The sequence below is a fragment of the Streptomyces spiralis genome (genome assembly GCF_014654675.1).
In the GTDB taxonomy this organism is placed as follows: domain Bacteria; phylum Actinomycetota; class Actinomycetes; order Streptomycetales; family Streptomycetaceae; genus Streptomyces; species Streptomyces spiralis.
Map to the genome: position 1 here is coordinate 21,484 of NZ_BNBC01000021.1, position 26,308 is coordinate 47,791.

The 26,308-nt window shown below is 71.6% G+C and carries 20 protein-coding genes, 1 tRNA gene and 1 pseudogene; 6 read left to right on the plus strand and 16 right to left on the minus strand.

Features of this window, described 5'->3' with window-relative positions; all coding sequences use genetic code 11:
* Positions 1-392: 392 nt before the first annotated feature.
* Positions 393-1,358 carry a D-2-hydroxyacid dehydrogenase family protein gene (locus IE318_RS21740; protein ID WP_189902806.1) on the plus strand — a complete coding sequence of 322 codons (966 nt, stop codon included), beginning with the start codon at positions 393-395 and terminating at the stop codon, positions 1,356-1,358.
* Between the two features lie 423 nt (positions 1,359-1,781).
* On the opposite strand, the pseudogene IE318_RS46330 reads toward IE318_RS21740, so the two are convergent.
* Positions 1,782-2,162 (minus strand): annotated as a pseudogene (locus IE318_RS46330) (helix-turn-helix domain-containing protein); the annotation flags it as partial.
* A 141-nt stretch (positions 2,163-2,303) separates the two neighbouring features.
* Here IE318_RS46330 and IE318_RS21750 point away from each other — a divergent pair.
* Together IE318_RS21750 and IE318_RS21755 are read left to right on the plus strand one after the other, a co-directional pair.
* Entirely contained in the window at positions 2,304-2,603 is a 300-nt protein-coding gene (locus IE318_RS21750) for a hypothetical protein (RefSeq protein ID WP_189902808.1), read from the plus strand.
* Positions 2,604-2,645: 42 nt separating this feature from the next.
* Complete coding sequence (locus IE318_RS21755; RefSeq protein WP_189902810.1) at positions 2,646-2,933, plus strand: hypothetical protein; 288 nt, start codon at positions 2,646-2,648, stop codon at positions 2,931-2,933.
* Positions 2,934-3,041: 108 nt separating this feature from the next.
* On the opposite strand, the gene IE318_RS21760 is transcribed toward IE318_RS21755, so the two are convergent.
* Entirely contained in the window at positions 3,042-3,962 is a 921-nt protein-coding gene (locus tag IE318_RS21760) for a LysR family transcriptional regulator (protein WP_189902812.1), read from the minus strand.
* A 285-nt stretch (positions 3,963-4,247) separates the two neighbouring features.
* Between IE318_RS21760 and IE318_RS21765 the strand changes: the two genes are divergently transcribed.
* Positions 4,248-5,018, plus strand: a complete 771-nt coding sequence (locus IE318_RS21765) for an oxidoreductase (RefSeq protein WP_189902814.1) — start codon at positions 4,248-4,250, stop codon at positions 5,016-5,018.
* A gap of 46 nt (positions 5,019-5,064) precedes the next feature.
* Positions 5,065-5,811: an SDR family oxidoreductase gene (locus tag IE318_RS21770; protein ID WP_189902817.1), complete on the plus strand. Its 747-nt coding sequence runs from the start codon at positions 5,065-5,067 to the stop codon at positions 5,809-5,811.
* 166 nt (positions 5,812-5,977) lie between these two features.
* Here the strand turns inward: IE318_RS21770 and IE318_RS21775 are convergent.
* From IE318_RS21775 to bldG, 11 genes are all read right to left on the minus strand, one after another.
* Positions 5,978-6,051 (minus strand) — tRNA-Thr (locus IE318_RS21775).
* Positions 6,052-6,169: 118 nt separating this feature from the next.
* Positions 6,170-7,741: an alpha/beta hydrolase gene (locus IE318_RS21780; protein WP_373311240.1), complete on the minus strand. Its 1,572-nt coding sequence runs from the start codon at positions 7,739-7,741 to the stop codon at positions 6,170-6,172.
* 282 nt (positions 7,742-8,023) lie between these two features.
* Positions 8,024-9,229 carry a DNA polymerase III subunit delta' gene (locus IE318_RS21785; protein ID WP_189902821.1) on the minus strand — a complete coding sequence of 402 codons (1,206 nt, stop codon included), beginning with the start codon at positions 9,227-9,229 and terminating at the stop codon, positions 8,024-8,026.
* Between the two features lie 175 nt (positions 9,230-9,404).
* Positions 9,405-12,896: a dTMP kinase gene (tmk, locus tag IE318_RS21790; protein WP_189902823.1), complete on the minus strand. Its 3,492-nt coding sequence runs from the start codon at positions 12,894-12,896 to the stop codon at positions 9,405-9,407.
* A gap of 99 nt (positions 12,897-12,995) precedes the next feature.
* Positions 12,996-15,824, minus strand: a complete 2,829-nt coding sequence (gene topA, locus IE318_RS21795; RefSeq protein ID WP_189902825.1) for a type I DNA topoisomerase — start codon at positions 15,822-15,824, stop codon at positions 12,996-12,998.
* Between the two features lie 256 nt (positions 15,825-16,080).
* Complete coding sequence (locus IE318_RS21800; protein ID WP_189902827.1) at positions 16,081-16,278, minus strand: hypothetical protein; 198 nt, start codon at positions 16,276-16,278, stop codon at positions 16,081-16,083.
* 265 nt (positions 16,279-16,543) lie between these two features.
* The gene (locus tag IE318_RS21805; protein ID WP_189902829.1) at positions 16,544-18,073 is read right to left on the minus strand and encodes a DUF7059 domain-containing protein; all 1,530 of its coding nucleotides are present in this window, start codon (positions 18,071-18,073) and stop codon (positions 16,544-16,546) included.
* Between the two features lie 152 nt (positions 18,074-18,225).
* Positions 18,226-18,837: a small secreted protein gene (locus tag IE318_RS21810; RefSeq protein WP_189902831.1), complete on the minus strand. Its 612-nt coding sequence runs from the start codon at positions 18,835-18,837 to the stop codon at positions 18,226-18,228.
* 196 nt (positions 18,838-19,033) lie between these two features.
* Complete coding sequence (locus IE318_RS21815; protein ID WP_030177267.1) at positions 19,034-21,439, minus strand: sodium-translocating pyrophosphatase; 2,406 nt, start codon at positions 21,437-21,439, stop codon at positions 19,034-19,036.
* Between the two features lie 312 nt (positions 21,440-21,751).
* A complete protein-coding gene (locus IE318_RS21820) occupies positions 21,752-22,183 on the minus strand; it encodes an ATP-binding protein (RefSeq protein ID WP_189902833.1) in 432 nt (143 codons plus the stop codon).
* 106 nt (positions 22,184-22,289) lie between these two features.
* Positions 22,290-22,631, minus strand: a complete 342-nt coding sequence (gene bldG, locus IE318_RS21825; RefSeq protein ID WP_009189842.1) for an anti-sigma factor antagonist BldG — start codon at positions 22,629-22,631, stop codon at positions 22,290-22,292.
* 80 nt (positions 22,632-22,711) lie between these two features.
* Here bldG and sftH point away from each other — a divergent pair, with 80 nt between their 5' ends.
* Positions 22,712-25,207 carry a DEAD/DEAH box helicase gene (gene sftH / locus IE318_RS21830; protein ID WP_189902835.1) on the plus strand — a complete coding sequence of 832 codons (2,496 nt, stop codon included), beginning with the start codon at positions 22,712-22,714 and terminating at the stop codon, positions 25,205-25,207.
* A gap of 4 nt (positions 25,208-25,211) precedes the next feature.
* Here sftH and IE318_RS21835 read toward each other — a convergent pair whose 3' ends face one another.
* From IE318_RS21835 to IE318_RS21845, 3 genes are read right to left on the minus strand one after another with little or no spacing between them, the layout of a single operon-like run.
* The gene (locus IE318_RS21835) at positions 25,212-25,604 is read right to left on the minus strand and encodes an Rv3654c family TadE-like protein (protein ID WP_189902837.1); all 393 of its coding nucleotides are present in this window, start codon (positions 25,602-25,604) and stop codon (positions 25,212-25,214) included.
* On the minus strand, positions 25,601-26,071 hold the full coding sequence (locus IE318_RS21840) for a TadE family type IV pilus minor pilin (protein WP_189902839.1): 471 nt from the start codon (positions 26,069-26,071) through the stop codon (positions 25,601-25,603). Before IE318_RS21840 ends, IE318_RS21835 begins: the two co-directional genes overlap by 4 nt.
* Positions 26,058-26,258 carry a DUF4244 domain-containing protein gene (locus IE318_RS21845; RefSeq protein ID WP_078917295.1) on the minus strand — a complete coding sequence of 67 codons (201 nt, stop codon included), beginning with the start codon at positions 26,256-26,258 and terminating at the stop codon, positions 26,058-26,060. The genes IE318_RS21840 and IE318_RS21845 overlap by 14 nt, the downstream gene beginning before the upstream one ends.
* Between the last annotated feature and the right edge of the window lie 50 nt (positions 26,259-26,308).

Below are 26,308 nucleotides of genomic sequence, written 5' to 3' on the forward strand. Positions count from 1 at the left end.
CGTCCGTTCACTGCCTCTCCGGGCGGCCGCGACCGCCCCTCTCCGCCAGGAGAACAACCGGTCCCATGTTAGCGATCTGTTGGCCGGACCTGATGTGATCATTTCATCGGATCGGGGCCCGACCGGCGCGCGCACGGGGTGCGCAACTCGGGGGAGTGTCGCCGTCGGCCTGATCCGTGGACGCGAGGGGTCCCGGTCGGCGGAGGTGAACGACCGGGACCCCGTCCGCGCCGTGAACCCGGGCCCGTACCCGCCCTGCGCCCCGCCCGACCAGGCTCGCAAGCCCCAGCCTCGGATCCGCCGGTTGTCCCGGCGTCGAATCGCCGGGCGACGCGAGGGAGAGGCGAACGCGAGAGGGAGAATCGCCGGGCGACCCGAGGGAGAGAACAGACATGCGACTGCGCTGTGCCGTGCTCGACGACTTCCAGAACGCCGCGACCACCGCCGCCGATTGGTCCCCCCTGGCGGGCCGGGTGGAAGTGATCTCGTACGCCGAACACTTCGCCACCGAGGACGCGCTGGCCGCGGCGCTGGTGGACGTCGACATCGTGGTGACCCTGCGCGAACGGGTCCGCTTCCCGGCCTCGCTCCTGGACCGGCTCCCACGGTTGAAGCTGCTGGTCGCCTCCGGCATGCGCAACTCGGTGATCGACTACGCCGCCGCGCGCGCCAACGGTGTGACCGTGTGCGGCACCGAGAGCTCCTCGACCCCGCCGGTGGAGCTCACCTGGGCCCTGCTGCTGGGCCTCGCCCGCGGACTCGTGCGGGAGAACGACGCCCTGCGCTCCGGCGGCCCCTGGCAGTCCACCGTGGGCGCCGACCTGTACGGCCGCCGCCTCGGCCTGCTGGGACTCGGCAGGATCGGCAGCCGGGTCGCCCGAGTCGGTCTCGCCTTCGGCATGGAGGTCACGGCATGGAGCCAGAACCTGACGAAGGAGCGGGCGGACGAGGTCGGTGTGACCCTGGCCCCCACCAAGGAAGCCCTCCTCGGGGCCGCGGACTTCGTCTCGGTCCACCTGGCCCTGAGCGACCGCACCCGCGGCCTGCTCGGCGCCCCCGAGCTGGCGCTCATGAAGCCGACGGCGTACCTGGTCAACACCTCGCGCGCCGCGATCGTCGACCAGGACGCCCTGCTCACCGCCCTGCACGAGGGCCGTATCGCCGGCGCGGGCATCGACGTCTTCGACACCGAACCGCTGCCCGCGGACCATCCGATGCGCACCGCCCCGCGCCTGCTGGCCACCCCGCACCTGGGCTACGTCTCCCGCGCGAACTACGAGCGCTACTACGGCCAGGCGGTCGAGGCCATCGAGGCGTACCTGGCCGGCGCCCCGATACGACTGCTGCCGAAGGCCTGAGCACGAGCCCCGCCGAAGGCCTGAGCACGAGCCCCGCCGAAGGCCTGGGCACGAGCCCTGCCGAACGCTCAGGACCGCCGCTTCCGAAGGCTCGGGGCGACCGGTGCCGGAGGCCGGGGCGGTTGTCCGGGAGCCGCCCGGTTCCAGCAGCCGGCGTACCTGGCTGACGTAGGTGTGGACCAGGCTCTGGTGGGAACCGGGCGGCCCGGACGGCCAGAGGATGTCGGTGATCTCCTGCTGAGTGGCGGGCTCGGGGTGCTTGAGCGCCAGCAGGCCGAGCAGACGGCGCAGCATCGGGCTGGTGACCGGGACGGGGGTCCGGCCGCGTTGGAGGGAGAGCGGGCCGAGGATCAGCAGGCGCGGCCGGCCGGCGCCGCGCGGAGGCCCGGTGCGGGCGGCGGCCAGCAGGTCCGTCAGCTCGCCACCGGTCAGCCCTAACGCCTGGGCCAGGCGCTGGAGCGTACGCGACTGGGGCCGCCGGACCCGGCCGCGCTCGATGTCGCGCAGCGCCCTGGTGCTGATCCCGGCCCGTGACGCGGCCACCTCCTGGCTCAGCCCGGCCCGCCTGCGGAACGACTGGAGCCGCGGGCCCAGCGGTCCCGGCTCGCCCGCATGCCCCACCCGGGGAAGCCCCGGGACCGGCGTCCTCTCCGACATGGCATCCCCCTCGTCCGATGACCGCGACCTGTCGATCAGGACCGGCGACGGCACTACGGATCGTGCACGGCCGACTCTGCAGAGCTTCACCAATGGCCAGTTTGGACTAGACCAATGGGGCCAAGCAAGGGCAGGAGCCTCCGGCATCGCGGCCCAGCGCCGCGAAACCCCCGAAACAACCAAAAGGCCAGGTCACGAACTACGTGACCTGGCCTTCGACCGAGCCGCTTTCGGCGGGCATCCCTCCGATGCGAGGGCTCAGGGCCCCTCGGTGACAGCATCGGTGCTATGAACACCGAGACGGACTGGGCATATCGGGTGTTCGAGCCGCACGGCTCCGAGGGATGGCGCCCCTACGGCAGCGACGCCGAACGGTGGCAGGGAACGATCACCACCGACGATGCGAATGAGGGCCCCCAATACGCCGCCGCCCTCGTCGTCGCCGACCTGCTGACGGAGTGGGAGATGCGCGGCCTCCCCCGGGCGAGGCACGTGCGGGTCATCCTTTGGCACGACGAGGAGCGTGACCCGGAGGACCCGGACTTCATCGTGGACGTCCGACCGCCGTCGGACATCGACTCAGCGTGACCTCCGGCGCATGAGACTCCTCGCGGTGACAGGATCGGTGGTATGGGCATGCAGACGGACTGGGCATACCGGGTGGATGAACCGCACGGTTCCGCGGGGTGGCGCCCCTACGGGGACCCCCAGCAGTGGCGCGGCACCATCACCACCGACGAGCCCACCAAGGATGCCGAGTACGTCGCCGCCCTCGTCGTGCGCGACCTGGCAGACGACTGGACCGCCAACGGCCACATGAAGCATGTCCGGGTCATTGTGTGGGAGGACGGGGAAGGCACCGGGCTGGAAGACGCCGCCTGCGTCCTGGAAGTCCAGCCCGACCTCGACGCAAAGTGATGCATCGGGCGGTCCGGCGGCTCGAATGCGGCCACGTGTCGGTCGCGTGGCGCTGCCTGCAAGGTCGCCGACCCCGCCAACGAGCGGTGGCTCGCGCTGGTGAGTCGGTCAGCCCGCGTCCCTCTCGGTCGTCGGTGAGGCGGTGAGAAGCGAAGTGGCCTGGGGCCAGGTCTCCTGGCGGAGGAGGTCGAGCAGGGCCGTCTCGGCCGGGCCCACGCTGTCCCGGAGGACGGCGATGACCGGCTGGGAAACTGCTGGGAACAGCGGCCGGGTGAGGTGTTCGTGTTCGTGCGGTACGGCGGACGCGGGGACGAGCGCCGTACCCAGCCCCTGGGCGGCCAGGCGTACGGCGGTCGCTGTCTGGGTCACGCGGGCGGCGGTGATCGGGGTGAGCTCGTTGTCCTGCAGCACCTGACGGAGTATGGCGTCGAGGGCGCTGTCGTCGTCGAACCTCACCCAAGACTGCTCCTCCAGGTCACTCAGATCGACCCTGTCGGCGGCGATCTGCGGGTGCCCTGGGTGCAGTACTACGACGAACTCTTCGGCCCCCAGACGGTGTGCGGTGTCGGGCGACTGTTCGCAGGCTGCCATCAGCGCAAGGTCGAGCACTCCGCGGCGGCACATTCGGTCCAGCTCGGCGGCGCTTGGCTCCTCGAAGACGGTGACCTCCAGTCGTGGGTAGCGGCGGCGCAGTGCAGCGAGCGCGTGTGGCAGCTGTCGTGTGCCGAATCCCATCTGCACCGAGACCAGCAGCTCCCCGCCCAGGTCGTCGGCGGCGGCCCGAGCTGTCGCCCGGGCGCGTCGCGCCGCGTTCACCGCGACCTGTGCCTCCCGCAGGAAGGCCCGTCCGACGGCGGTAGGCGTCAAACCGGTCGGCGTGCGGGCGAACAGGCTCACACCGAGGTCGCGTTCGAGGCTGCGGATCTGCTGGGACATCGACGGCTGGGCGACGTGCAGCCGCTCCGCCGCCGCGGTTACGGATCCCTCTGCGGCCACGGCCAGGGCGTACTCGTACTGGCGAAGGGTCATGGCCTTCCGTCCTCTCGGCGTCGGCCCCGGGAGGCGGCCCACCTCGGTCGTTGTCGTTGCACCATCGTCGTGCCAACAGGCGAGGTGGGTCTTTTACTCCCAGGCTTGATGCCATAGGAACGGCCTATAGCCTCGGCTGCTATTTGGTCTTTGCCCCGCGATTTCCCGTCGCGTAGCGTGAAAAAGGTCGGCGTCGCGCATTGCGTGACTGTTTTTCGACAGCCACATTCCGGGCGCGCCGATCATTCTTGCGAGACCGAATTATCGAATAAGGGGAATTGTGGCATGACCACGAACGAGAACGGATCGGTTGTGCGCGAGCTGGCGGGGAAGCGGGCGCTGGTCACAGGCGGTTCTCGCGGGATCGGCGCGGCCATCGTGCGCCAGCTCCTGGACGCGGGCGCTGAGGTCCTGACGACTGCCAGGTCGGCGGCGAGCCTGGTGCCTGAGGGAGTTTCTTTCGTGGCGGCCGACGTGCGGACGCGGAGCGGAGCGGAGGCGCTTGCCGCAGCCGCGGAGGAGAGGCTCGGCGGAGTGGACATTCTGGTTCACAACGTGGGTGGCGCGCAGCCGTACAACGGTGCGCTGGCCATCCCCGACGAGGGGTGGCAGGACGCCCTGAACCTGAACCTCCTGGCGGCCGTGCGCCTGGACGCGCTGCTGGCACCAGGGATGCGTGAGCGGCGTTCAGGTGCGATCGTGCACATCTCGTCGGCCGCGACGCCGACCGTGGCGCCGCCCTTCCTGCACTACACGGCGGCGAAGGCGGCACTGGAGAACTACAGCCGGGGCTTGGCCCTGGAGCTGGCCGGCTTCGGGGTCCGGGTCAACAGCGTCTCTCCCGGTCGGACCACCACTCCGGGGGGCGAGGCGACGCGGGAGCAGTGGGCGCAGATCAGCGAGGGCCCGGGTCTGGACAACACCACGCCGCCGCTGGGGCGCGACGGCCGGCCGGACGACATCGCCAACGCGGTCTTGTTCCTCGTCTCCGAGCGGGCGAGCTGGGTGACCGGGAGCGGTCTCATCGTCGACGGCGGCGAATTCCCCAAAGGCTGACGATTACCGGGCATCATCGTTCCGGGAAAGCGAAGGAACAAAAGGCATGGACGAGTACAGCGGTAAGAATGTTGTGATCACGGGCGGCGCCAGTGGCATGGGATTCGCGATGGCGAGGCTTCTCGCCGACGGCGGAGCACGTGTGGTGATCACCGGCCGTTCCCGGGCTAGGCTCGACGCCGCTCGGAGGCAGCTCGGCGAGAACGCGACGGCCGTCCAAGGCGATGTGAGCTCGCTTTCGGACCTGGATGCCCTGGCCGACCACGTCAAGCGCGAACTCGGCAGCCTCCAGGCGCTCTTCGTCAACGCCGGCATCGCCCGCACGATGCCGTTCGAGTCGATGACCGAGGAGGTGTACGACGAGCTCTTCGCGATCAACACCAAGGGTGCCTACTTCACGGTGCAGAAGCTTGCCCCGCTGCTGAGCCAGGGCGCCGGCGTCGTCCTCACCACCTCGGTCGCCAACGTCATCGGCTTGCCAGAGACCAGTGCCTATGCGGCCAGCAAGGCGGCATTGCGTTCGCTGGCCCGAAGTCTGGCCAGCGAACTGCTCCCGCACGGGGTCCGGGTCAACGCGCTCAGCCCCGGGCCCATCGACACAGGAATCCTGGAGAGCAGCGGGATGACCGCAGAGGCTGCCGAGCAGTTCAAGGCGCAGCAAGCAGCACACAACCCCATGCAGCGCTTCGGCACCCCCGACGAGATCGCCAGGGCTGCCGCGTTCCTGGCCTTTGAGGCCACCTACACCACGGGCGCCGAGCTCGCCGTCGACGGGGGCGCCACTCAGCTGTGAGCCACCGAACGGCGGCCATGTGCGGGAGGTTGCGACGGCGGGGAAGTTCCTGCTTCGGAGGACGCGCCGTTCTGGAGCCCAATCGAGGTAGTGGTGTAGACCGCGAGTCGATCAAGGAAATAAGAAAGGCCCAGGTCAGATTGGGTGACCTGGGCATTTCCGACGGAGCCGCTTTCGGGATTCGAACCCGAGACCTACGCATTACGAGTGCGTTGCTCTGGCCATCTGAGCTAAAGCGGCGTGCTGCTCGCACCATGGTGCGATCGGCAACGTCGGTAAGTCTACACAGTTTCCGGGGGTGCTTCGTACCCGCCCCGGTGAGGGTCTTCCGGGGCGGGGCGTGGGGCGGGTGTGGGGGCTACGAGCAGCGCTTTCCCTGTGTCGGCGGGGTGCCGTGGAGGAGGTAGGCGTCGATGGCGGAGTCGATGCAGCGGCTGCCGCGGCCGTAGGCGGTGTGGCCGTCGGCGACGAAGGTGAGCAGGCGGGCCGAGGAGAGCTGGGAGGCCAGGGCCTGGGCCCAGCGGTAGGGGGTGGCCGGGTCGCGTGTGGTGCCGACTACCACGATGGGGGCCGCCCCCTTCGCCTCGATGCGGTGCGGCTCGCCGGTGGGCTTGACGGGCCAGTACGCGCAGTTCAGGGACGCCCAGGCCAGGCCCTCGCCGAAGACCGGGGACGCCTTCCGGAAGGAGGGCAGGGCCTCCTCCACTGCGGCCGGGCCGGAGAAGGCCGGGGGCAGGTCCAGGCAGTTCACGGCGGCGTTGGCGAACATCAGGTTGCTGTAGTGGCCCCGGGTGTCACGTTCGTAGTAGGTGTCGGAGAGGGAGAGCAGGCCGGCGCCGTCGTTCTTCTTCATCGCCGCCGTCAGTGCCGCGCGCAGCTGCGGCCAGGCCCCCTGGTCGTACATCGCCGCGATGACCCCGGTCGTGCCGAGCGCCTCGACGAGGCGGCGGCCGTCCGGGTCCCCGGTGGGCAGGGGGTGTGCGTCCAGCTTGCGGAAGAAGGCCTCGAGGTGGTCGCCGGCCTGGGCCGGAGTGGTGCCCGGTCCGCCGAGTGGGCAGTCGCTCTGGCGCACGCAGTCCTTCGCGAACGACTGGAAGGCGGTCTCGAAGCCCGCCGTCTGGTCCAGGTTCAGCCGGCGCGCGGTCAGGGACGGGTCCATCGCGCCGTCCAGGACGAGACGGCCCACCCGTCCCGGGAACAGCCCGGCGTACGTCGCGCCGAGGAGCGTCCCGTACGACGCCCCCACGTAGTTCAGCCTCTGGTCGCCGAGGACCGCCCGGAGCACGTCCATGTCGCGGGCAGCCTCCACGGTGGAGACGTGCCGCAGCACCCGGGGGTCGTGCGCGCCGCAGCCCTCCGCGAACCTCCGGAACCCGCCGACGAGCGCGTCGGTCTCGGCGCGGTCGTCGGGAGTCATGTCGGTCTTGGTGAAGGTGTCCATGTCCCGGTCGTCGAGGCACTCCACGGGCTCGCTGCGGGCGACCCCGCGCGGGTCCATCGCCACCAGGTCGTAGCGGGCGCGGATCTCCTCCGGATAGCCGACGCCGGCGAACTGCTGCAGGTAGTCGATGGCCGAGCCGCCCGGGCCGCCCGGGTTCACCAGCAGCGAGCCAAGGCGGCTGCCCGGTCCCGTGGCCTTCTTGCGGGCAACGGCCAGCCGGATGTCGCCCGCGGACGGGTCGGCGTAGTCGAGCGGTGCCCTCAGCGTGGCGCACTGGAAGCCGGGGGCCCCGCAGTCGCGCCAGGTGAGCTTCTGGACGTAGTACGGCGCGAGGGCGGAGGGCGTGGACCGCGGCAACGCGGCCAGGACCGCGTTCGCCGCGGGGGCGGGCCGGTGCTGTGTGCTCGCGGAGGAGCAGGCCGAGACGAGCAGGGCGGCGGCCGCGAGGAAGACGCCGCCCGCGCGGGCTGTGCGGGCCAGGCGGGCCACGTGGGTGGCGACGGGGGGTCGAGGAGCCTGGGGATCTCGGGAACCTCGGGGACTCCGGGAACCTCGGGGACCCTGACTGGTCGGACGAAGGGCGCGCCTGATGTACATCAGGCGAGCGTAACTCTCTGCGACCGCTCCGGTGCGCTTCGTGGGCAGCGCGCCTCGTACGAGTGAAGCCGTCAACAGCACCAGCGGGGCCGCCTGGCGCCACCGACCCGCCGACCCGATCCGTCCGGCCGGACCTGCCGGCCTCTGTCCGGCCGCTCCTGTCGGCCGGACCCGTCAGCCGGCTCTCAGGGACATCGTCATCGCCTCCACCGCCAGCAGCGGGGCCACGTTGCGGTCGAGGGCGTCGCGGCAGGCGGCGATCGCCTCTATCCGGCGCAGGGTCGACTCCGGGGAGCTGCCGCGCGCGATGCGCTCCAGGACGTCCTCCACGTCCGCGTTGGCGATCGCGACACGAGAGCCGAGCTGGAGGGCGAGGACGTCGCGGTACAGCGCGGTGAGATCGGTCAGGGCGAGGTCGAGGCTGTCGCGCTGCGTACGCGTGCGGCGGCGCTTCTGCTTCTCCTCCAGGTCCTTCATCACGCCCGCCGTGCCGCGCGGCAGCCGGCCGCCCTGGGCCGCGCCCAGCGCCGCCTTCAGCTCCTCGGTCTCCTTGGCGTCCATCTCCTCGGCGAGCGCCTTGGCGTCGTCCGACGCGGCGTCGACCAGCTCCTGGGCGGCCTTGAGGCAGCCGCCGATCTCGTCGAGGCGGAGCGGGAGCTTCAGGACGGCGGCGCGGCGCTCGCGCGCGGCCGGGTCGGTGGCCAGGCGGCGGGCCCGGTCCACGTGGCCCTGCGTGGCGCGGGCGGCGGCGGCCGCGACGTCGGGCTCCACTCCCTCGCGGCGCACGAGCATGTCGGCGACGGCGGCCACCGACGGCGTGCGCAGGTTCAGGTGGCGGCAGCGGGAGCGGATCGTGGGCAGGACGTCCTCGATCGAGGGCGCGCACAGCAGCCACACCGTGCGCGGGGCGGGCTCCTCGACCGCCTTCAGGACGGCGTTGGCGGACTTCTCGTTCAGCCGCTCGGCGTCCTCGACGAGGATCACCTGCCAGCGGCCGTTCGCCGGGGAGGTGAACGACTTGCGGACGGTGTCCCGCATGTCCTTGACCAGGATCTCGGCGCCGACGGCGGCGACCGTGCTGACGTCGGCGTGGGTGCCGACCAGCGCGGTGTGACAGCCGTCGCAGAAACCGCAGCCGGGGGCGCCACCGAGCGCTCGGTCGGGGCTCACGCACTGCAGCGCGGCGGCGAAGGCCCGCGCCGTCTGGGTGATCCCGGCCCCGGGCGGCCCGGTGAACAACCACGCGTGCGTCATCTTCGACGCCTCCGGCGGCGGAGCGTCACCGGAGGCCGCTGTGACCAGGGCGTCGGCGTCCCGGGCGGCGGCGGCCAGCTGCTCGCTGACCCGCTCCTGCCCGACGAGGTCGTCCCACACGCTCATGGGTCACGCCGCCCTTCCGTCCTGGTTCGTGCTCCGGGATCCATTGTGCGGGCAGCCACTGACAACGAGTCCGGCGGCCGACCGGGCCAGAGGCCGACGACGGCATGGACCGGCCTGCGGAGGGTGTGGAGGGACCCTCCGCAGGTTCCGGCGGAGAGGCTCCGCAGGTTCCGGGTCAGCCCCGGCGGCCGCGGCCGCGTCCGCGGCCCCGTCCGTTCCCGTGGCCGTCGTCGTACTCCTCCCCGGCCTCGCCGCCCTCCTGGTACTCGTGCGGTCCCAGCAGCTCGTCCGCCAGGGTCGGCAGGTCGTCCAGCGGGGTCTCCTCGGCCCAGTCCGGCCGGGGACGCCGTGGCGCGCCGCCCTCGGCCTCGATCTGCGGCAGCTCGCGCGTACGGTCGTCGGAACCGTCCGGCCGGGCGGCCGCCGGCCGCTCGTCCCGGAAGAACCCGGGCGGAACGCGGTCCGCGATGTCCCCGCCCCGGAGGTCCCGGTCGTCCCTGTCGTCCCTGTCGCTCGAAGCACCCTGGGCGCTCCGGGCACCGTGCGCATCCGCGGGGTCGTCGAACCGCACCGGGGGCAGCACCGCGGTCTCGTCGGCCGCCCCGGCCGGGGGCTCTACGGCACCGACCGGCGGCAGGACCGCCGTCTCTTCCGCCGTCCCGGCCGGGGGCTCCCCGGCACCGACCGGCGGCAGGACCGCCGTCTCGTCCGCCGCTCCCGGTACCTCCGGCGCTCCCGGAGTTCCCGCGCTTCCCGGACCGGCCGGAGGCACGGTCGGCTGCGGCAGCTCGGCCGTGACCTCGGAGTCGGGTGCGGACCCGGGCCCCTGGGGCGCGTCTGAACCCTCGGCCGCGCCTTCACCCGAGGCCTCGCCCCGCTCGTCGTCCCGTACCGGCGGCAGGACCGCCGTCTCGTCCGTCGGACCACCCGTCGGACCGCCCGGCGGGTTCGCCGGGCCACCCGCGGCGTCCGTCGGCGTCACCACCGGCGTCGGCACGGTCACCGCCTCCGGCGGCGTGGCATCGGCGGCGGGAGGCGCCGACCGGCGCGGACCGGCCTGCGCGGCGGCAGCCGCCTGCTCGGCCGCCCGCCGGGCCTCCTCCGCCCGCAGCAGGGCCTCCTCGGCCTTCTGCTGCTTCTCCAGGCGGCGCGCCTCGGCCTCGGCCCGCAGCCGGGCCTCCTCCTCGGCCTGCCGGCGCAGGCGTTCCTCCTCGGCCTTGCGGCGGGCCTCGGCCTCCGCCCGGGCCTGCTCCTCCGCGAGCAGCCGGGCACGCTCCTCCTCGGCGCGCCGGCGCGCTTCCTCGGCCCGCTGCCGGGCCTCTTCGGCCTGACGTTCGGCCTCGCGGCGCTGCGCCTCCTCCAGCTCGCGCCGCTTGCGCTCCTCCTCCTCGGCGCGCAGCCGGGCGAGCTGCTCCTGGCGCTCACGCTCCAGGCGTTCCTCCTCGGCCTTGCGCCGGGCCTCCTCCTCGGCCCTGCGGCGGGCCTCCTCCTCGGCCTGCCGCCGCGCCTCCTCCTGGGCCTTCACCTCGGCCTCGGACAGCGGCAGCATCTGGTCGAGGTGGTGCCGTACGACGGTCGTGACGGCCTCGGGCTCCTGGCCCGCGTCCACCACGAGGTAGCGGCCGGGGTCGGCGGCGGCCAGGGTGAGGAAACCGGAGCGCACGCGCGCGTGGAACTCCGCCGGCTCGGACTCCAGCCGGTCCGGCGCCTCGGTGAACCGCTCCCGGGCCACGTCCGGTGACACGTCCAGCAGGACTGTCAGATGGGGCACGAGCCCGTTCGTCGCCCAGCGGTTGATGCGGGCGATCTCCGTGGGCGACAGGTCGCGGCCCGCGCCCTGGTAGGCCACCGACGAGTCGATGTACCGGTCGGAGATCACGACGGCACCGCGCTCCAGCGCCGGCCGCACCACCGTGTCGACGTGCTCCGCGCGGTCGGCCGCGTACAGCAGGGCCTCCGCGCGGTGCGACAGGCCGGCCGAGGACACGTCCAGCAGGATGGACCGCAGCCGCTTGCCGACCGGTGTCGCGCCCGGCTCGCGGGTCACCACGACCTCGTGTCCCTTGGACCTGATCCAGTCGGCGAGCGCCTCGGCCTGGGTGGACTTCCCGGCGCCGTCGCCGCCCTCCAGGGCGATGAAGAAACCCGACTGCGCGGGTGCCGTCACCGGGTCGTCGCCTCGCAGCGCGTCGACCAGGTCCTGCCGCAGCGGTACGCCGGAGCGGTCGTCGACCTTGGCCAGCACCAGCGCGGCCACCGGCAGCAGCAGCGCGCCGACCAGCATCAGCGTGAAGGCGGCGCCGCCGTGCGCGAACACGAACCGGCCGTTCTCCAGCCGGTGGGGGCCGATTCCGGCCGCGACCACCGGGGCGAGCACGGCACCGAGGGCGACGAAGACCCGTACCACCGCGTGCAGGTGCTCGGTCATGCGCGGCCGGCGGTAGTCCTCGGCCTCCTGGTCGAGCAGGGTGTGCCCGGTGTTGGCGGCGATGCCCGCGCCCACGCCGGCCACGGCGAGGATCAGCAGGACGGTGGTGACGTCCGGGACGAGTCCGGCGGCGAGCAGCGCGATACCGGTGACGGCGATGGCCAGCGCCAGCAGCCGCCGCCGGGACAGCGCCACGAGTGCCCTGGGTGCCGTACGGATGCCGACTGCGACCCCGCCGGTCAGGGCGAGCACCGCCAGGCCGTAGAGCACCGGGCCGCCGCCGAGGTCCGCGGCGTGCAGCACGCAGACGGAGACCGCGGCGGCGATCGCACCGGCGACGGCGGCGGAGGCGAGCACGAGCAGCGGAACGGCCCCCGTGCGGCCCTTGTCGACGCCGGTGCCCGTCCTCGGGCGGCGCAGCCCCTCGAGCGGGGACCGCGCGCGCGGGGTGCGGGTGCCGGGGAGCTCCAGGGAGGTCAGCACGGACAGGGACGCGGCGAACAGACCGGCCGCGACGTATGCGCCGAGGGCCGCCTGGTGCTGGTCGAACCAGGCGACGCCGGTGCCCAGGAGGTTGTTGAACAGGGACGCGACGACCAGTGCGGCCGCGGCCAGCGGGATCGCCAGGAAGTTCGTGCGCAGCGACAGGCGGCGCAGGGCGTCCATGTGGTCCGGCAGGGGCCGCACGGTGGCGCCTTCCGGAGGCGGTGCGGGCAGCAGGGCGGGGGCGGCGCTCTCGCGGCAGACGGTCCAGAAGCGCTCGGCGATCCCGGTCACGAAGACGGTGACCACCAGGACGGTCGGCGCGTTGCCCGGTGTCCAGTCGATCCACAGCGGCGCGACGATCATCAGCGCGGCCCGCAGCCCGTCCGCGCCGACCATGGTCCAGCGCCGGTCGAGCGGCCCCTCCTGGGAGGTCAGCGACGTGAGCGGGCCGAGGAGGACCGCGCCGAAGAGCACGGTCGCGAGGATCCGCGCCGCGAAGACGATCGCCACCGCGAACGCCACGCCCCGGTAGCCGCCGCCGAAGGAGCCCTGGGCGAGAGTCGCCTGCAGGACGAGGACGACCAGGACCAGGAGCGCGAGGGTGTCCCCGATGCCCCCCACCAGCTGTGCGCTCCACAGTCGCTTCAGCTGCGGGCGGCGCAACAGGGCGCGGACGGCACGCTCGCGGGAATCCGCCACCAGTGCGTCGTCGGGGGCCGGGGTGTGGGCCGTTGGCTGCTCGGCTCGCGTCATGCGTTCAGCCTATCGGGACGCACCGACAGCACGCCGTGACCGTCCGAACGTGTGCGCGCCCCGACACCGAAGCGGTGCCGGGGCGCGCTCTGCCCGTGATCAGTCCTCCGCCGCCGCGTTCGAGGCGGTCGCCTTCTTCGCGGCCGTCTTCTTCGCGGTGGTCGTCTTCTTGGCGGTCGTCGTCTTCTTGGCCGCGGTCTTCTTGGCCGCCGTGGACGTCGTCTTCTTCGCCGTCGTCTTCTTGGCGGCCGCCTTCTTCGCGGTCTTCTTGGCGGGGCCCTTCGCGCGCTTCTCCGCGAGCAGCTCGAAGCCGCGCTCGGGGGTGATCGTCTCGACGCTGTCGTCGGAGCGCAGGGTCGCGTTGGTCTCGCCGTCGGTGACGTACGGACCGAACCGCCCGTCCTTGACCACGACCGGCTTGCCGCTGACCGGGTCCTCGCCCAGCTCCTTCAGCGGCGGCTTGGCCGCGGCCCGACCGCGCTGCTTGGGCTGGGCGTAGATCGCCAGCGCCTCCTCCAGCGTGATCGTGAAGAGCTGGTCCTCGGACTGCAGCGAGCGCGAGTCCGTGCCCTTCTTCAGATACGGACCGTAGCGGCCGTTCTGCGCGGTGATCTCGACGCCGTCCGCGTCGGTGCCGACGACACGCGGCAGCGACATGAGCCTCAGCGCGTCGTCCAGCGTCACCGTGTCCAGGGACATCGACTTGAAGAGCGAGGCCGTGCGCGGCTTGACCGCGTTCTTGCCCGTCTTCGGCGTGCCCTCGGGGAGCACTTCGGTGACGTACGGACCGTAACGGCCGGCCTTGGCGACGACCGGGCGTCCGGTCTCCGGGTCGGTGCCCAGCGCTCGCTCGCCGCTGGGCTTGGCCAGCAGCTCCTCGGCCAGCTCGACGGTCAGCTCGTCCGGGGCCAGGTCGGTGGGGATGTCGGCGCGCTGGTGTGCCTCGGTCTCCCGCTCACCGCGCTCGATGTACGGCCCGTAGCGGCCCACGCGCAGCACGATGTCGTTGCCCACCGGGAACGTCGACACCTCGCGCGCGTCGATCGCGCCCAGGTCCGTCACCAGCTCCTTGAGCCCGCCGAGGTGGTCCCCGTCGCCGTTGCCGGCCTCGGCCGCGCCGCCGATGCCGTTGGCCTCGCCGAAGTAGAACCGCTTCAGCCACGGCACCGCCTTGGCCTCGCCGCGTGCGATGCGGTCGAGGTCGTCCTCCATCTTGGCGGTGAAGTCGTAGTCGACGAGCCGTCCGAAGTGCTTCTCCAGGAGGTTCACCACGGCGAAGGACAGGAAGGACGGCACCAGGGCCGTGCCCTTCTTGAACACATAGCCGCGGTCGAGGATCGTGCCGATGATGGACGCGTACGTCGACGGGCGGCCGATCTCGCGCTCCTCGAGCTCCTTGACCAGCGAGGCCTCGGTGTAGCGGGCCGGGGGCTTGGTCGAGTGGCCGTCGACCGTGATCTCCTCGGCGGACAGCGCGTCGCCCTCGGCGACCTGGGGCAGGCGCCGCTCGCGGTCGTCGAGCTCGGCGTTCGGGTCGTCGGCGCCCTCGACGTAGGCCTTGAGGAAGCCGTGGAAGGTGATCGTCTTGCCGGAGGCGCTGAACTCGACGTCCCGGCCGTCGGCAGCGGTGCCGCCGATCTTCACGGTCACGCTGTTCCCGGTCGCGTCCTTCATCTGGGAGGCGACGGTCCGCTTCCAGATCAGCTCGTACAGCTTGAACTGGTCGCCGGTCAGGCCGGTCTCGGCGGGGGTGCGGAAACGGTCACCCGAGGGGCGGATCGCCTCGTGCGCCTCCTGCGCGTTCTTGACCTTCCCGGCGTACGTACGCGGCTGCGGCGGCAGGTAGTCGGCGCCGTACAGCTGGGTGACCTGGGCGCGGGCGGCGGCGATCGCCGTGTCGCTCAGGGTCGTGGAGTCCGTACGCATGTACGTGATGTAGCCGTTCTCGTACAGCTTCTGCGCGATCTGCATGGTCGCCTTCGCGCCGAAGCCGAGCTTGCGGCTGGCCTCCTGCTGCAGCGTCGTCGTACGGAACGGGGCGTACGGCGAGCGGCGGTACGGCTTGGACTCGACGGAGCGGACGGAGAAGCGGGTGTTCTCCAGGGCCGCGGCGAGCGCACGGGCGTTCGCCTCGTCGAGGTGGAGGGTGTTCGCGGACTTCAGCTGCCCCAGGGAGTCGAAGTCCCGGCCCTGGGCCACGCGCCGGCCGTCGACGGTCTGCAGGCGGGCGACCAGCGACGACGGGTCGGACGGGTCGCCCGCGCGGCCGGTCGCGAAGGTGCCCGTCAGGTCCCAGTACTCGGCGGAGCGGAAGGCGATCCGCTCGCGTTCCCGCTCGACCACGAGCCGGGTCGCGACCGACTGCACACGGCCGGCCGACAGCCGCGGCATGACCTTCTTCCACAGCACCGGCGAGACCTCGTAGCCGTAGAGGCGGTCGAGGATGCGGCGGGTCTCCTGGGCGTCGACCAGCTTCTGGTTGAGCTGGCGCGGGTTGGCGACGGCCTCGCGGATCGCGTCCTTGGTGATCTCGTGGAACACCATCCGCTTGACCGGGATCTTCGGCTTCAGGACCTCCTGGAGGTGCCAGGCGATGGCCTCGCCCTCCCGGTCCTCGTCAGTGGCGAGGAAGAGCTCGTCGGAGTCCTTCAGCAGATCCTTGAGCTTCTTGACCTGCGCCTTCTTGTCCGCGTTGATGACATAGATCGGCTGGAAGTCATGTTCTACGTCCACACCGAGGCGGCGGACCTCACCGGTGTACTTCTCGGGGACCTCCGCGGCCCCATTGGGAAGGTCGCGGATGTGCCCGACGCTCGCTTCGACGACGTAGCCGGGGCCGAGGTAGCCCTTGATCGTCTTCGCCTTGGCAGGCGACTCGACGATGACGAGTCGGCGGCCGCCCTGTGCGGTCTCGCTGGTCGGGGACAACTTCGCTCTTCTCTCCGGTCGACGCTGGGTCTCGCTGGGTCTCCCCAGGCGTTGGCTTCCCGGGGTCGGGTCGTGCTGACGCTGCGGAGTGTGACGGTACAGCCCGCCCCCGTGTCAAACGGGAAAAGCCCGCAACGGCCACTCGAACGGTAACCCGACTACAGCCCTTCCTGCCGCCCGGACCGCTCACCCGCCCGTCCGGCCGGACACGTATCGTGACGTGCCGATTACGCGGACCGGGGTGCCGTGGCGGTCCTCACAGACGTGAGAAACACCACGCTCCGAGGGCCAGAGCTCCCAGCGCGATCACGCTCGCGGCGGTCGCCGCCATGATCGGGTGCACGCCGAGCGCGACGGGTTCCCGCTGCCGCACCCGGACCGCCGTCCACCCCAGCAGAACCGCTCCGAACAGGGCGAACACCGCCCCAGCGAAGATCGCCGGTCCGCTCTCCATGTACATCCCCTCCCCGTTCCGGAACCCCGGTCGGGGAGGCTGGCACGCGCGGACCACGGCCGGGCCAACCCTTGGTGAACGGGGGGCGGACGGGCTCCCATTCCCGCTCACGTACGGTCATCGGCCGGTGGCTCACGCGCGCCGGGGCCGTGTCCGAAAAAAGTTCGCCGCCCCCTGTCCCCTGTCGTCTGTTTCCCTGTCGTGCGTTCCCTGTCAGCTGCCGTCTGTCCCTGTCCCTGTCCGCTGTCCCCGGTCCCGCCCGCTCTCAGTGAGCCGGCTCCAGGAACCCCTGCTCCACCAGCAGCCGGATCTGCGCGGGCGTCCGGTCGCGCAGCAGCGCCGGGTCCTCGCCCACCAGCTGGGCGATGGCGTCCAGGATCCGGCCGGCGCTCAGCGTCCCGTCGCAGACACCGGCGAAGCCCGCGCCGACGGTGTCCACCGTGGTGGCCCGGCGCATCCCGCGCTGCTGGCGCAGCACCACGTGCTCCGGGTCCTCGGCGCCCGGCAGCCCGACCTGCTCCTGCACGATCTCTCCGACGAGCCGGAAGTGTCCGTCGAGCAGGGCCGCGTCGTCGTGGTCCCGCAGATAGTCGAGGCGGGCGAAGTGCGCGCGCACGGTGTCGCCGAGCGGCTGCTCGACCGGGTGCGGCCACTCCTCCGCGATGACGGAGGGCACGGCCGAGCCCGTCCGGCGCAGGGTGATCCAGCCGAAGCCCACCGCCTTCACCTTGCGCGCCTCGAACTCCTCCAGCCAGGCGTCGTAGCGCACCTGGTACTCGGCCGGGTCACCGCGGTGGTCGCCCGCGTCCCTGAGCCACAGCTCGGCGTACTGCGTGACGTCCTGCACCTCGCGCTGCACGATCCACGCGTCGCACCCGCGGGGCACCCACGACCTGAGCCTGTCCTGCCAGTCCTCCCCCTCCACGTGTTGCCAGTTGGCGAGGAACTGCGCGAACCCGCCCTCGTTCAGCCGCTCCCCTGCCTGCTGAACGAGCGTGCGGCACAGATCGTCCCCGCCCATCCCGCCGTCGCGGTAGGTCAGCCGGGCGCCGGGAGAGATCACGAAGGGCGGGTTGGACACGATCAGGTCGAACGTCTCGTCGTCCCGGACCGGCCCGAACAGCGAGCCCTGGCGCAGATCGGCGGCCGGGGCGCCGGACAGCGCGAGCGTGAGCGCGGTGATGTGCAGCGCACGCGGGTTGACATCGGTGGCGGTCACCCGGGTGGCGTGCCGGCTCGCGTGCAGGGCCTGGATGCCGGAGCCGGTGCCGAGGTCGAGCGCGGAACCGACGGGCGTACGGACGGTGATGCCGGCCAGGGTGGTGGAGGCGCCGCCGACGCCGAGGACGACGCCCTCCTCGCGGCTGCCGATGCCTCCCGCGCCGCCGACCGCGCAGCCCAGGTCGGAGACGATGAACCAGTCCTCGCCGTCGAGACCGCCGTACGGCCTGACGTCCACGGTCGCGGCCAGTTCGTCCCCGCCGACGCGCGTCAGCCAGCCGGCCTCCAGGCACTCCGGCACAGGCAGGACGTCCGCCACGCGCGCGGCCGGCACGGGCTGCTGCAGCAGGAACAGGCGGACGAGCAGTTCCAGCGGCGTGTCCCCGCGCGTCGCGCGGAGCGCGGGCACGGTCTCGCTGCGCGCCAGCGCCGCGTACGCGGGGGCGCCGAGCAGTTCGAGCAGGCCGTCGGCGGTGAAGGAGGCGCCGAGCAGGGCGTCCCGGAGCCGGGCGGCGACATCGGGGCGGTCGGCGGCGGGCAGGGCGGTCGGTGCGGGCAGGCTGGAGTCACTCACGCACCCATTGTGTCGGCTCCCACCGACATTGCGTGTCCCACCGACGCGCACACGCGCGTCTCACGCTGTCGTACGCGCACGTCCCACCGAAGTCGTACGCGCGGCATCGCACGCGCGCGTGCCTGTGGTGCGGCGGCACGCGCGCGTACCGGTCAGCCGTTGGTCGTCGCGCCCGACGCGGGGGCGGAAGCGGAGGCGGACTTGCAGCTCGGCTGCTTGGCCATCGCCTTGCCGACGTCGCCCTCCTCGAGGTTCTTCAGGGCGTCGCTGCCGCTCTTGCTCAGCTTGTCCAGCTGGGTCGCGATGTCCTTGAGGCCGTCCGCGAACTTCGCCTGGTCCTTGGTGTCGAGCTTGTCCACCTGCTGCTTGAGCGAGGCGTAGGAGGCGCCGAGGTCGTTGAGCTCCTTGACGGCGTCCTGCTGCTTCTTCTTGCCGTTGTCGACCTTGGGCACCCCGGCCGTGTTCACGGCGGCGCCGATCGCCTTGTAGGCGTCGGACATGTCCTGGAAGGCCTGGGCGTCGGTCTTCTGCACGTCGGCCGGAGAGCTGTTGTCCGAGGTCTCCTTCTGGATCGCGGCGTTGGCGGCCTCGATCTTCTTCGCCTGCGGCTGCACCCCTTCGCATACCTGCTTGGCCCAGGCGTCCAGCGCGTCGTTCTTGTCGTCGGCGCTGTTGCCGGTGCATCCCGTCAGTGCCAGTACCAGTACCGCACCGCCGGACAGTGCGGCCGCGAGCTTCTTGTTCACCGGTTTGGTCCCTTCCATGGCTCTCGGCCCCGGAACATACACGCCGTATGGGCGACAACCAGGATCCGAGCGCACCATATGACCTTTCTTGTAGCCATTTGCACCAAGCGAGAGAAGGCTCACGGAAGCGGGTCCGGGCGCACACGCGGCGGGCGGGCGACGCCTTGTGTGCGCCGCCCGCCCGCCTCGTGAACTGGGCCTGTCGTACGACCGCCTACGAAACCACCGCGGGGTCGGCCGACTTGGACACCTGTTCGGCGTTGTCTTCGTCACCCACGGCGATTCCGCGCCGCTTGGAGATGTAGACCGCGACGACGATGACGACCATCGCGAGGACCGCGATCGCGATCCGTACGCCGAGACTCTTGTCGCTGCCGTAGCTGAACTTGATGACCGCGGGCGCGATGAGCAGCGACACCAGGTTCATGACCTTCAGCAGCGGGTTGATCGCGGGACCGGCGGTGTCCTTGAAGGGGTCGCCGACCGTGTCGCCGATGACGGTGGCGGCGTGGGCCTCGCTGCCCTTGCCGCCGTGGTGGCCGTCCTCGACGAGTTTCTTGGCGTTGTCCCAGGCGCCGCCGGAGTTGGCGAGGAACACCGCCATCAGCGTGCCCGAGCCGATGGCTCCCGCGAGGTACGCGCCGAGCGCGCCGACACCGAGGGTGAACCCGATGAAGATCGGCGCCATGACGGCGAGCAGACCGGGCGTGGCGAGTTCACGCAGGGCGTCCTTGGTGCAGATGTCGACGACCTTGCCGTACTCCGGCTTCTCGGTGAAGTCCATGATCCCGGGCTTCTCGCGGAACTGCCGCCGCACCTCGAACACCACCGAGCCCGCCGACCGCGACACCGCGTTGATCGCCAGTCCGGAGAAGAGGAAGACGACCGCGGCTCCGGCGACGAGACCGACCAGGTTGTTGGGCTGCGAGATGTCCATGATCAGGCTCATCGGAGCCCCGGGTCCGGACAGCTTGGCGCCGACGTCCTGCGCGCCGGTGGTGATCGCGTCGCGGTACGACCCGAAGAGCGCCGACGCCGCGAGCACGGCGGTGGCGATGGCGATGCCCTTGGTGATGGCCTTCGTGGTGTTGCCGACCGCGTCCAGGTTGGTGAGCACCTGGGCGCCCGCGCCCTCGACGTCGCCGGACATCTCGGCGATGCCCTGCGCGTTGTCGGAGACCGGGCCGAAGGTGTCCATGGCGACGATCACACCGACCGTGGTGAGCAGGCCGGTGCCGGCCAGGGCCACCGCGAACAGCGCCAGCATGATCGACGTACCGCCGAGCAGGAACGCCCCGTAGACGCCGAGGCCGATCAGCAGGGCGGTGTAGACGGCCGACTCCAGGCCGACGGAGATGCCGGCGAGGACGACGGTGGCCGGGCCGGTGAGCGAGGTCTTGCCGATGTCGCGGACCGGCCGCCGGCTGGTCTCGGTGAAGTAGCCGGTCAGCTGCTGGATCACGGCGGCCAGCAGGATGCCGATGGCGACCGCGACCAGGGCGAGGATCCGCGGGTCGCCGTCCTTGCCACGGACCGCCGCGTCGGTGACGCCGGTCAGATCGGCGTACGACGACGGCAGATAGGTGTAGACGGCGATCGCGACCAGCGCCAGCGAGATCACCGCGGAGATGAAGAAGCCGCGGTTGATCGCGGACATGCCGCTGCGGTCGGCGCGTCGCGGTGCCACCGCGAAGATGCCGATCATGGCGGTGATCACGCCGATCGCGGGCACCAGCAGCGGGAAGGCGAGCCCGTCGTTGCCGAAGGCCGCCTTGCCGAGGATGAGCGCGGCGACGAGCGTGACCGCGTAGGACTCGAAGAGGTCGGCCGCCATGCCCGCGCAGTCGCCGACGTTGTCGCCCACGTTGTCGGCGATGGTCGCGGCATTGCGCGGATCGTCCTCCGGAATGCCCTGCTCGACCTTGCCGACCAGGTCGGCGCCGACGTCGGCGGCCTTGGTGAAGATGCCGCCGCCGACACGCATGAACATCGCGATCAGCGCGGCGCCGAGGCCGAAGCCTTCCAGCACCTTCGGCGCGTCGGCCGCGTACACCAGCACCACACAGGAGGCGCCCAGCAGGCCGAGCCCCACCGTGAACATGCCGACGACGCCGCCCGTGCGGAAAGCGATCTTCATGGCTTTGTGCGAGACGGTGGTGAGATCCTTTTCCGGCTCACCCTCCGCCGGAGTCGCTTCCCGCGCCGCCGCGGCGACACGCACATTGCTGCGCACGGCGAGCCACATGCCGATGTAACCGGTGGCCGCCGAGAACGCGGCTCCGATCAAGAAGAACACCGACCGTCCGGCGCGCTGATTCCAGTCGTCCGCGGGCAGCAGCATGAGCAGGAAGAACACCACGACGGCGAATACGCCGAGCGTGCGCAGCTGACGGCCCAGATAGGCCTTCGCGCCTTCCTGAACCGCTTCCGCGATCTTCTTCATGCTGTCGGTGCCTTCGCCCGCCGCGAGCACCTGGCGCACCAGGACGCCCGCGACCACGAGCGCGGCCAGCGCGACGGCCGCGATGACCGCCACGATGATCCGATTGTCGTGGGTCAGCACTGCGGCTGCGAAGGTTGTGGGTTGGCCCAACTGATGAGGGGTAGAAAGCCCCGCCATTCGTCCTCCTTGACGCTTGGGCTGAGCTCAAGATGTGGACGGATTGTAGGTAGCTGAACCCGATCAAAACAGTGTGCGGTAAATGGAATCAGCCGTCACACCCTTCTCAGCAAATGATCGCCGGGCGCTACGACACCCGAAAGCAGTAATGCCTCTGGAGCATTGACCCTTGATCCATTATCGGGCTATCGATCGTGAATGACTTCACGAAATGATGGTCAACCCATAGTAGGTACGTTCACCCGTCCCGCGACATGCCGAAGGGCCCCACCTCGGTGGGGCCCTTCGGTACGAGAACGGTGAGCCGTCGGCTCAGGCGAGCACGGCGGTGGGCGGTGTGGTCGGCCAGGTCATCTTGATCAACCCGCCGTCCTGCCCGGCCGTGACCTTCACGTCGTCGACCAGGCCGCTGATGACCGCGAGGCCCATCTCGTCCTCCTCGGCCTCCGCGTCGTCCACGGCGACCGGAGCGTCCCCGGGGCCGTGCGACGCGTGGCGGGCCTCGTCGCCGACCTCGATGGAGAACTGCTTCTCCTCCTCGATCAGCATCACCGTCACCGGTGCCGCAATGCCGCCGCTCTGATGCAGCCCGACCGCACGGGAGCAGGCCTCGCCGACGGCGAGCCTGACCTCGTCGAGGACGGCCTCGTCCACTCCGGCCCTGCGCGCCACCGCTGCCGCCACCAACCGGGCGGTCCTGACATGCTCGGGCTGCGCGCTGAAGCGGAGTTCGACGGTGGCCATGCATCCCCCTAGGAGCTACGGGCGTGCTGTCGCGGGGCCGGGCCGCCGAGAGCCCGGTCTCCCGCGTGTAGTTCTTCCGCCCCGGGCACCGGCCCGGGACCGGCGGTCAGTCGGTGGCCGCCACCGCTTCGTCGACCGAGGTGTGGATCGGGAACACCTTGGTCAGACCGGTGATGCGGAAGATCTTGAGAATGCGCTCCTGGTTGCAGACCAGGCGCAGCGAGCCCTCGTGGGCACGCACTCGCTTCAGACCGCCGACCAGCACGCCGAGCCCGGTGGAGTCGAGGAAGTCCACGCCCTCCATGTCGACGACGAGGTGGAAATTCCCGTCGTTCACCAGCTCGACCAGCTGCTCGCGCAGCTTGGGCGCGGTATATACGTCGATTTCGCCACCGACCTCGACGACCGTACGATCGCCGACGGTACGGGTCGACAGGGACAGGTCCACGGATCCTCCAGCACCTTGCTATCGAGCGGTCGCCCCTCGGGCACCTCGGCAGAGGCCCCCAGGACGGTTCGCCAGCCGCGATGGCATTCAATCACTTACCGGCAGGCGTGCACGACGCCTTGGCTCCATTGTCCGTCACGCCGGTGACACACTCGGGGCCAATGGCCAAGAATCACCGATCCGATCGATCCCCGACGGACCCCGCAACCCGCCTGACTCCGGGCGCGATTCTGCACCGGCTCACCTCGGGGCCGAGCAGGGCTGCGCGCATCACTCATACGGAGCACTTGCCCCCGCGGGCGGGTCGCCATGCCGTCTGGCCCGCAGAGATTCGCCCGGAGGTCATCGCGGCGGTCCAGGCATGCGGAATCGAACACCCCTGGGCCCACCAGGCGCGCGCGGCCGAGCACGCCCTCGACGGCGACTCCGTGGTCGTCGCCACGGGCACGGCGTCCGGAAAGTCCCTGGCGTATCTGGTGCCGGTGCTGTCGACGCTGCTGGAGGGTTCCGAGGCGCCGAACGGCCGTGGCGCCACGGCCCTCTACCTGGCCCCCACCAAGGCCCTCGCGGCCGACCAGTGCCGTGCGGTACGGGGCCTGGCCCGGCCGCTGGGCAGCGCCGTACGGGCCGCCGTGTACGACGGCGACACGCCGGTCGAAGAACGCGAGTGGATCCGCCAGTACGCCAACTACGTCCTGACCAATCCGGACATGCTGCACCGCGGGATCCTGCCCTCGCACCCGCGCTGGTCCTCCTTCCTGCGTGCTCTGAAGTACGTGGTCATCGACGAGTGCCACACCTACCGGGGCGTCTTCGGCTCCCATGTCGCCCAGGTCCTGCGCAGGCTGCGCCGGCTGTGCGCGCGCTACGGCGCCTCGCCGGTCTTCCTGCTGGCCTCGGCGACCGCGGCACAGCCCTCGGTGGCCGCCCGCCGACTGACCGGTCTGCCGGTGGTGGAGGTGGCCGACGACGCCTCCCCTCGCGGTGAACTGGTGTTCGCCCTCTGGGAGCCCCCGCTGACCGAACTGCACGGCGAGAAGGGCGCCCCGGTCCGCCGCACGGCCACCGCCGAGACCGCCGACCTGCTGACCGACCTCACCCTCCAGGGCGTGCGCTCGGTCGCCTTCGTGCGCTCCCGGCGCGGCGCCGAACTGATCTCGGTGATCACCCAGGAACGGCTGGCCGAGATCGACCGCCCGCTGGCCCGGCGTGTCGCGGCCTACCGCGGCGGCTACCTCCCCGAGGAGCGCCGCGCCCTGGAACGCGCCCTGCACTCCGGCGAACTGCTGGGCCTGGCCGCCACGACCGCCCTCGAGCTCGGCGTGGACGTCTCCGGCCTGGACGCGGTGCTGATCGCCGGCTATCCCGGCACCCGCGCCTCCCTGTGGCAGCAGGCCGGCCGGGCGGGCCGCGCCGGCCAGGGCGCCCTGGCCGTGCTGGTGGCCCGCGACGACCCGCTGGACACCTTCCTCGTCCACCACCCCGAGGCCCTGTTCGACCAGCCGGTGGAGTCCACGGTCCTCGACCCGGACAACCCCTACGTCCTCGCCCCGCACCTGTGCGCGGCCGCCGCCGAGCTGCCCCTCACCGACGAGGACGTCGAGCTGTTCGGGCCGGCCTGCGCGGAGCTGCTGCCGCAGCTGGAGGCCGCGAAGCTGCTGCGCCGCCGGACGAAGGCCTGGCACTGGACGCGCCGGGAGCGGGCCGCGGACCTCACCGACATCCGCGGCGGGGGCGGACGCCCGGTGCAGATCGTCGAGGCGGACACCGGGCGGCTGCTCGGCACGGTCGACGAGGCCGCCGCGCACACGACCGTGCACGAGGGCGCCGTCCACCTCCACCAGGGCCGCACCTACCTGGTGCGCTCCCTGGACCTGGACGACTCGGTCGCCCTGGTCCAGGAGGCCGACCCGCCGTACACCACGGTCGCCCGCGACACGACGGCGATCTCCGTCCTGGAGACGGACACCGAGGTCCCCTGGGGCGACGGCCGCCTGTGCTACGGCTCCGTCGAGGTCACCAACCAGGTGGTCTCCTTCCTCCGCAGGCGTGTCATCACCGGTGAAGTGCTGGGCGAGACGAAACTCGACCTCCCTCCTCGTACGCTGCGCACTCGCGCGGTGTGGTGGACGGTCACCGAGGACCAGCTCGACGAGGCCCGGATCAACCCGGAGATCCTCGGCGGCGCCCTGCACGCCGCCGAACACGCCTCGATCGGCATGCTGCCCCTCTTCGCCACCTGCGACCGCTGGGACATCGGCGGGGTGTCCATCCCGCTGCACCCGGACACGCTGCTGCCCACCGTCTTCGTCTACGACGGCCATCCCGGCGGCGCGGGCTTCGCCGAGCGCGCCTTCCACACCGCCCGCGCCTGGCTCACCGCCACCCGCGAGGCCATCGCCTCCTGCGAGTGCGACGCCGGCTGCCCGTCCTGCATCCAGTCCCCCAAGTGCGGCAACGGCAACGATCCGCTCCACAAGAGGGGGGCCGTCCGACTGCTGACGGTGCTGCTGAAGGGGGCTCCCGAGTTGCCCGAGCAGCCTGAGGAGCTTGAGGAAAAGGAGGGCGGGGCTTAGGCCGTCAGGGTGCGGCTTGCTCCATTCGGGTGAACGGTGACGCGGTTCCCGACGGATCCGGCGGTCCCGCTCTCGCCCTGACCCGTGCCGTGAACGGACCGCGTTCCGACTCCGCCGTGACGTCCGAGGTGTCACCCGCGATCGCGCACCGGGCGAGTCCGGCGCCCTGTGCGCGCGCCACCCGGTCGGCCCGGGCACAGGCCGCTGCACGGCCCTCCGCCCAGTGCTCCGCTGCGGCCAGGGCCGCGAGGTCGGCGGCCCCGGCAGCACGGTGCCGGGTGACCACGGCCTGTCCCAGGGCGAGACCGACCCCGAACACCACGCACAGCAGGGCGATCGCCCCCACGCTCCAGACGGTGGCGGAGCCTCGGTCGCCGCCGGAGAACCGGTGCCTCATGAGCCTGTTCCGCTCTTCGTCCCGTTCTGCGTCCCGTTCTTCGTCCCGTTCTTCGTGGCGGTCCTGCTCTTCGTGGCGGTCCGGTCCGGGTCCCGGGCCGCTCCGACCGACTCCTCCGCCTCGGCGACAGCCTCCTCTCTCAGGTGGAAGGGCAGTGCGCCCATTCCCGGCGGCTCGGCCACGACGACCACGCGGACGTACTCTCCCTGCCGGGTCACCGTGACTCTCGCGCCATGCGGTGCCGCCTCGCGCGCCACCCGGGTGACGGCCCCGTCCGGGTCCTGCCGGGCGGCGGCCCGGGCGCCCACCCGGGCCGCGTCCACGCACTGGATCTGCGCGAGCACCACCAGCAGTCCCCAGACCAGTGTCGTCACCACCAGCACCAGCACGGGCAGGACCATGGCGGCCTCCGCGGTGACGAACCCCTGGTCGGCTCCCCGGTCGCGCCGGTGCTCACATCCGGGCACTGAGCGCTCGTTTCACGATGTTCTGCAGCTCGGTCTTCACCTGCCCGCTCGTCACCACCTCGTACAGCAGCACGGCGAAGGCCACCGCCGCGATGATGCCCATCGCGTACTCGGACGTGACCATTCCCGCGTCTCCGCGCATCCGGCTCAGCAGGGCACGCAGCCGTGCCCGTGTTTTTGCGTACATCTCAACCCCCGTGAGGTCTTGGTCCGTTGTTCACTCACCGCGCTCGCTCA

Coding starts and splice junctions, on each gene's coding strand:
- IE318_RS21835 (WP_189902837.1), bottom strand. CDS start 25,604: ATGAGGCACCGGTTCTCCGGCGGCGACCGAGGCTCCGCCACCGTCTGG.
- IE318_RS21755 (WP_189902810.1), top strand. CDS start 2,646: ATGGGCATGCAGACGGACTGGGCATACCGGGTGGATGAACCGCACGGT.
- IE318_RS21820 (WP_189902833.1), bottom strand. CDS start 22,183: ATGGCCACCGTCGAACTCCGCTTCAGCGCGCAGCCCGAGCATGTCAGG.
- IE318_RS21760 (WP_189902812.1), bottom strand. CDS start 3,962: ATGACCCTTCGCCAGTACGAGTACGCCCTGGCCGTGGCCGCAGAGGGA.
- IE318_RS21770 (WP_189902817.1), top strand. CDS start 5,065: ATGGACGAGTACAGCGGTAAGAATGTTGTGATCACGGGCGGCGCCAGT.
- IE318_RS21740 (WP_189902806.1), top strand. CDS start 393: ATGCGACTGCGCTGTGCCGTGCTCGACGACTTCCAGAACGCCGCGACC.
- IE318_RS21785 (WP_189902821.1), bottom strand. CDS start 9,229: ATGAGCGTGTGGGACGACCTCGTCGGGCAGGAGCGGGTCAGCGAGCAG.
- IE318_RS21800 (WP_189902827.1), bottom strand. CDS start 16,278: ATGGAGAGCGGACCGGCGATCTTCGCTGGGGCGGTGTTCGCCCTGTTC.
- IE318_RS21815 (WP_030177267.1), bottom strand. CDS start 21,439: ATGGCGGGGCTTTCTACCCCTCATCAGTTGGGCCAACCCACAACCTTC.
- sftH (WP_189902835.1), top strand. CDS start 22,712: ATGGCATTCAATCACTTACCGGCAGGCGTGCACGACGCCTTGGCTCCA.
- IE318_RS21750 (WP_189902808.1), top strand. CDS start 2,304: ATGAACACCGAGACGGACTGGGCATATCGGGTGTTCGAGCCGCACGGC.
- IE318_RS21845 (WP_078917295.1), bottom strand. CDS start 26,258: ATGTACGCAAAAACACGGGCACGGCTGCGTGCCCTGCTGAGCCGGATG.
- tmk (WP_189902823.1), bottom strand. CDS start 12,896: ATGACGCGAGCCGAGCAGCCAACGGCCCACACCCCGGCCCCCGACGAC.
- IE318_RS21810 (WP_189902831.1), bottom strand. CDS start 18,837: ATGGAAGGGACCAAACCGGTGAACAAGAAGCTCGCGGCCGCACTGTCC.
- IE318_RS21765 (WP_189902814.1), top strand. CDS start 4,248: ATGACCACGAACGAGAACGGATCGGTTGTGCGCGAGCTGGCGGGGAAG.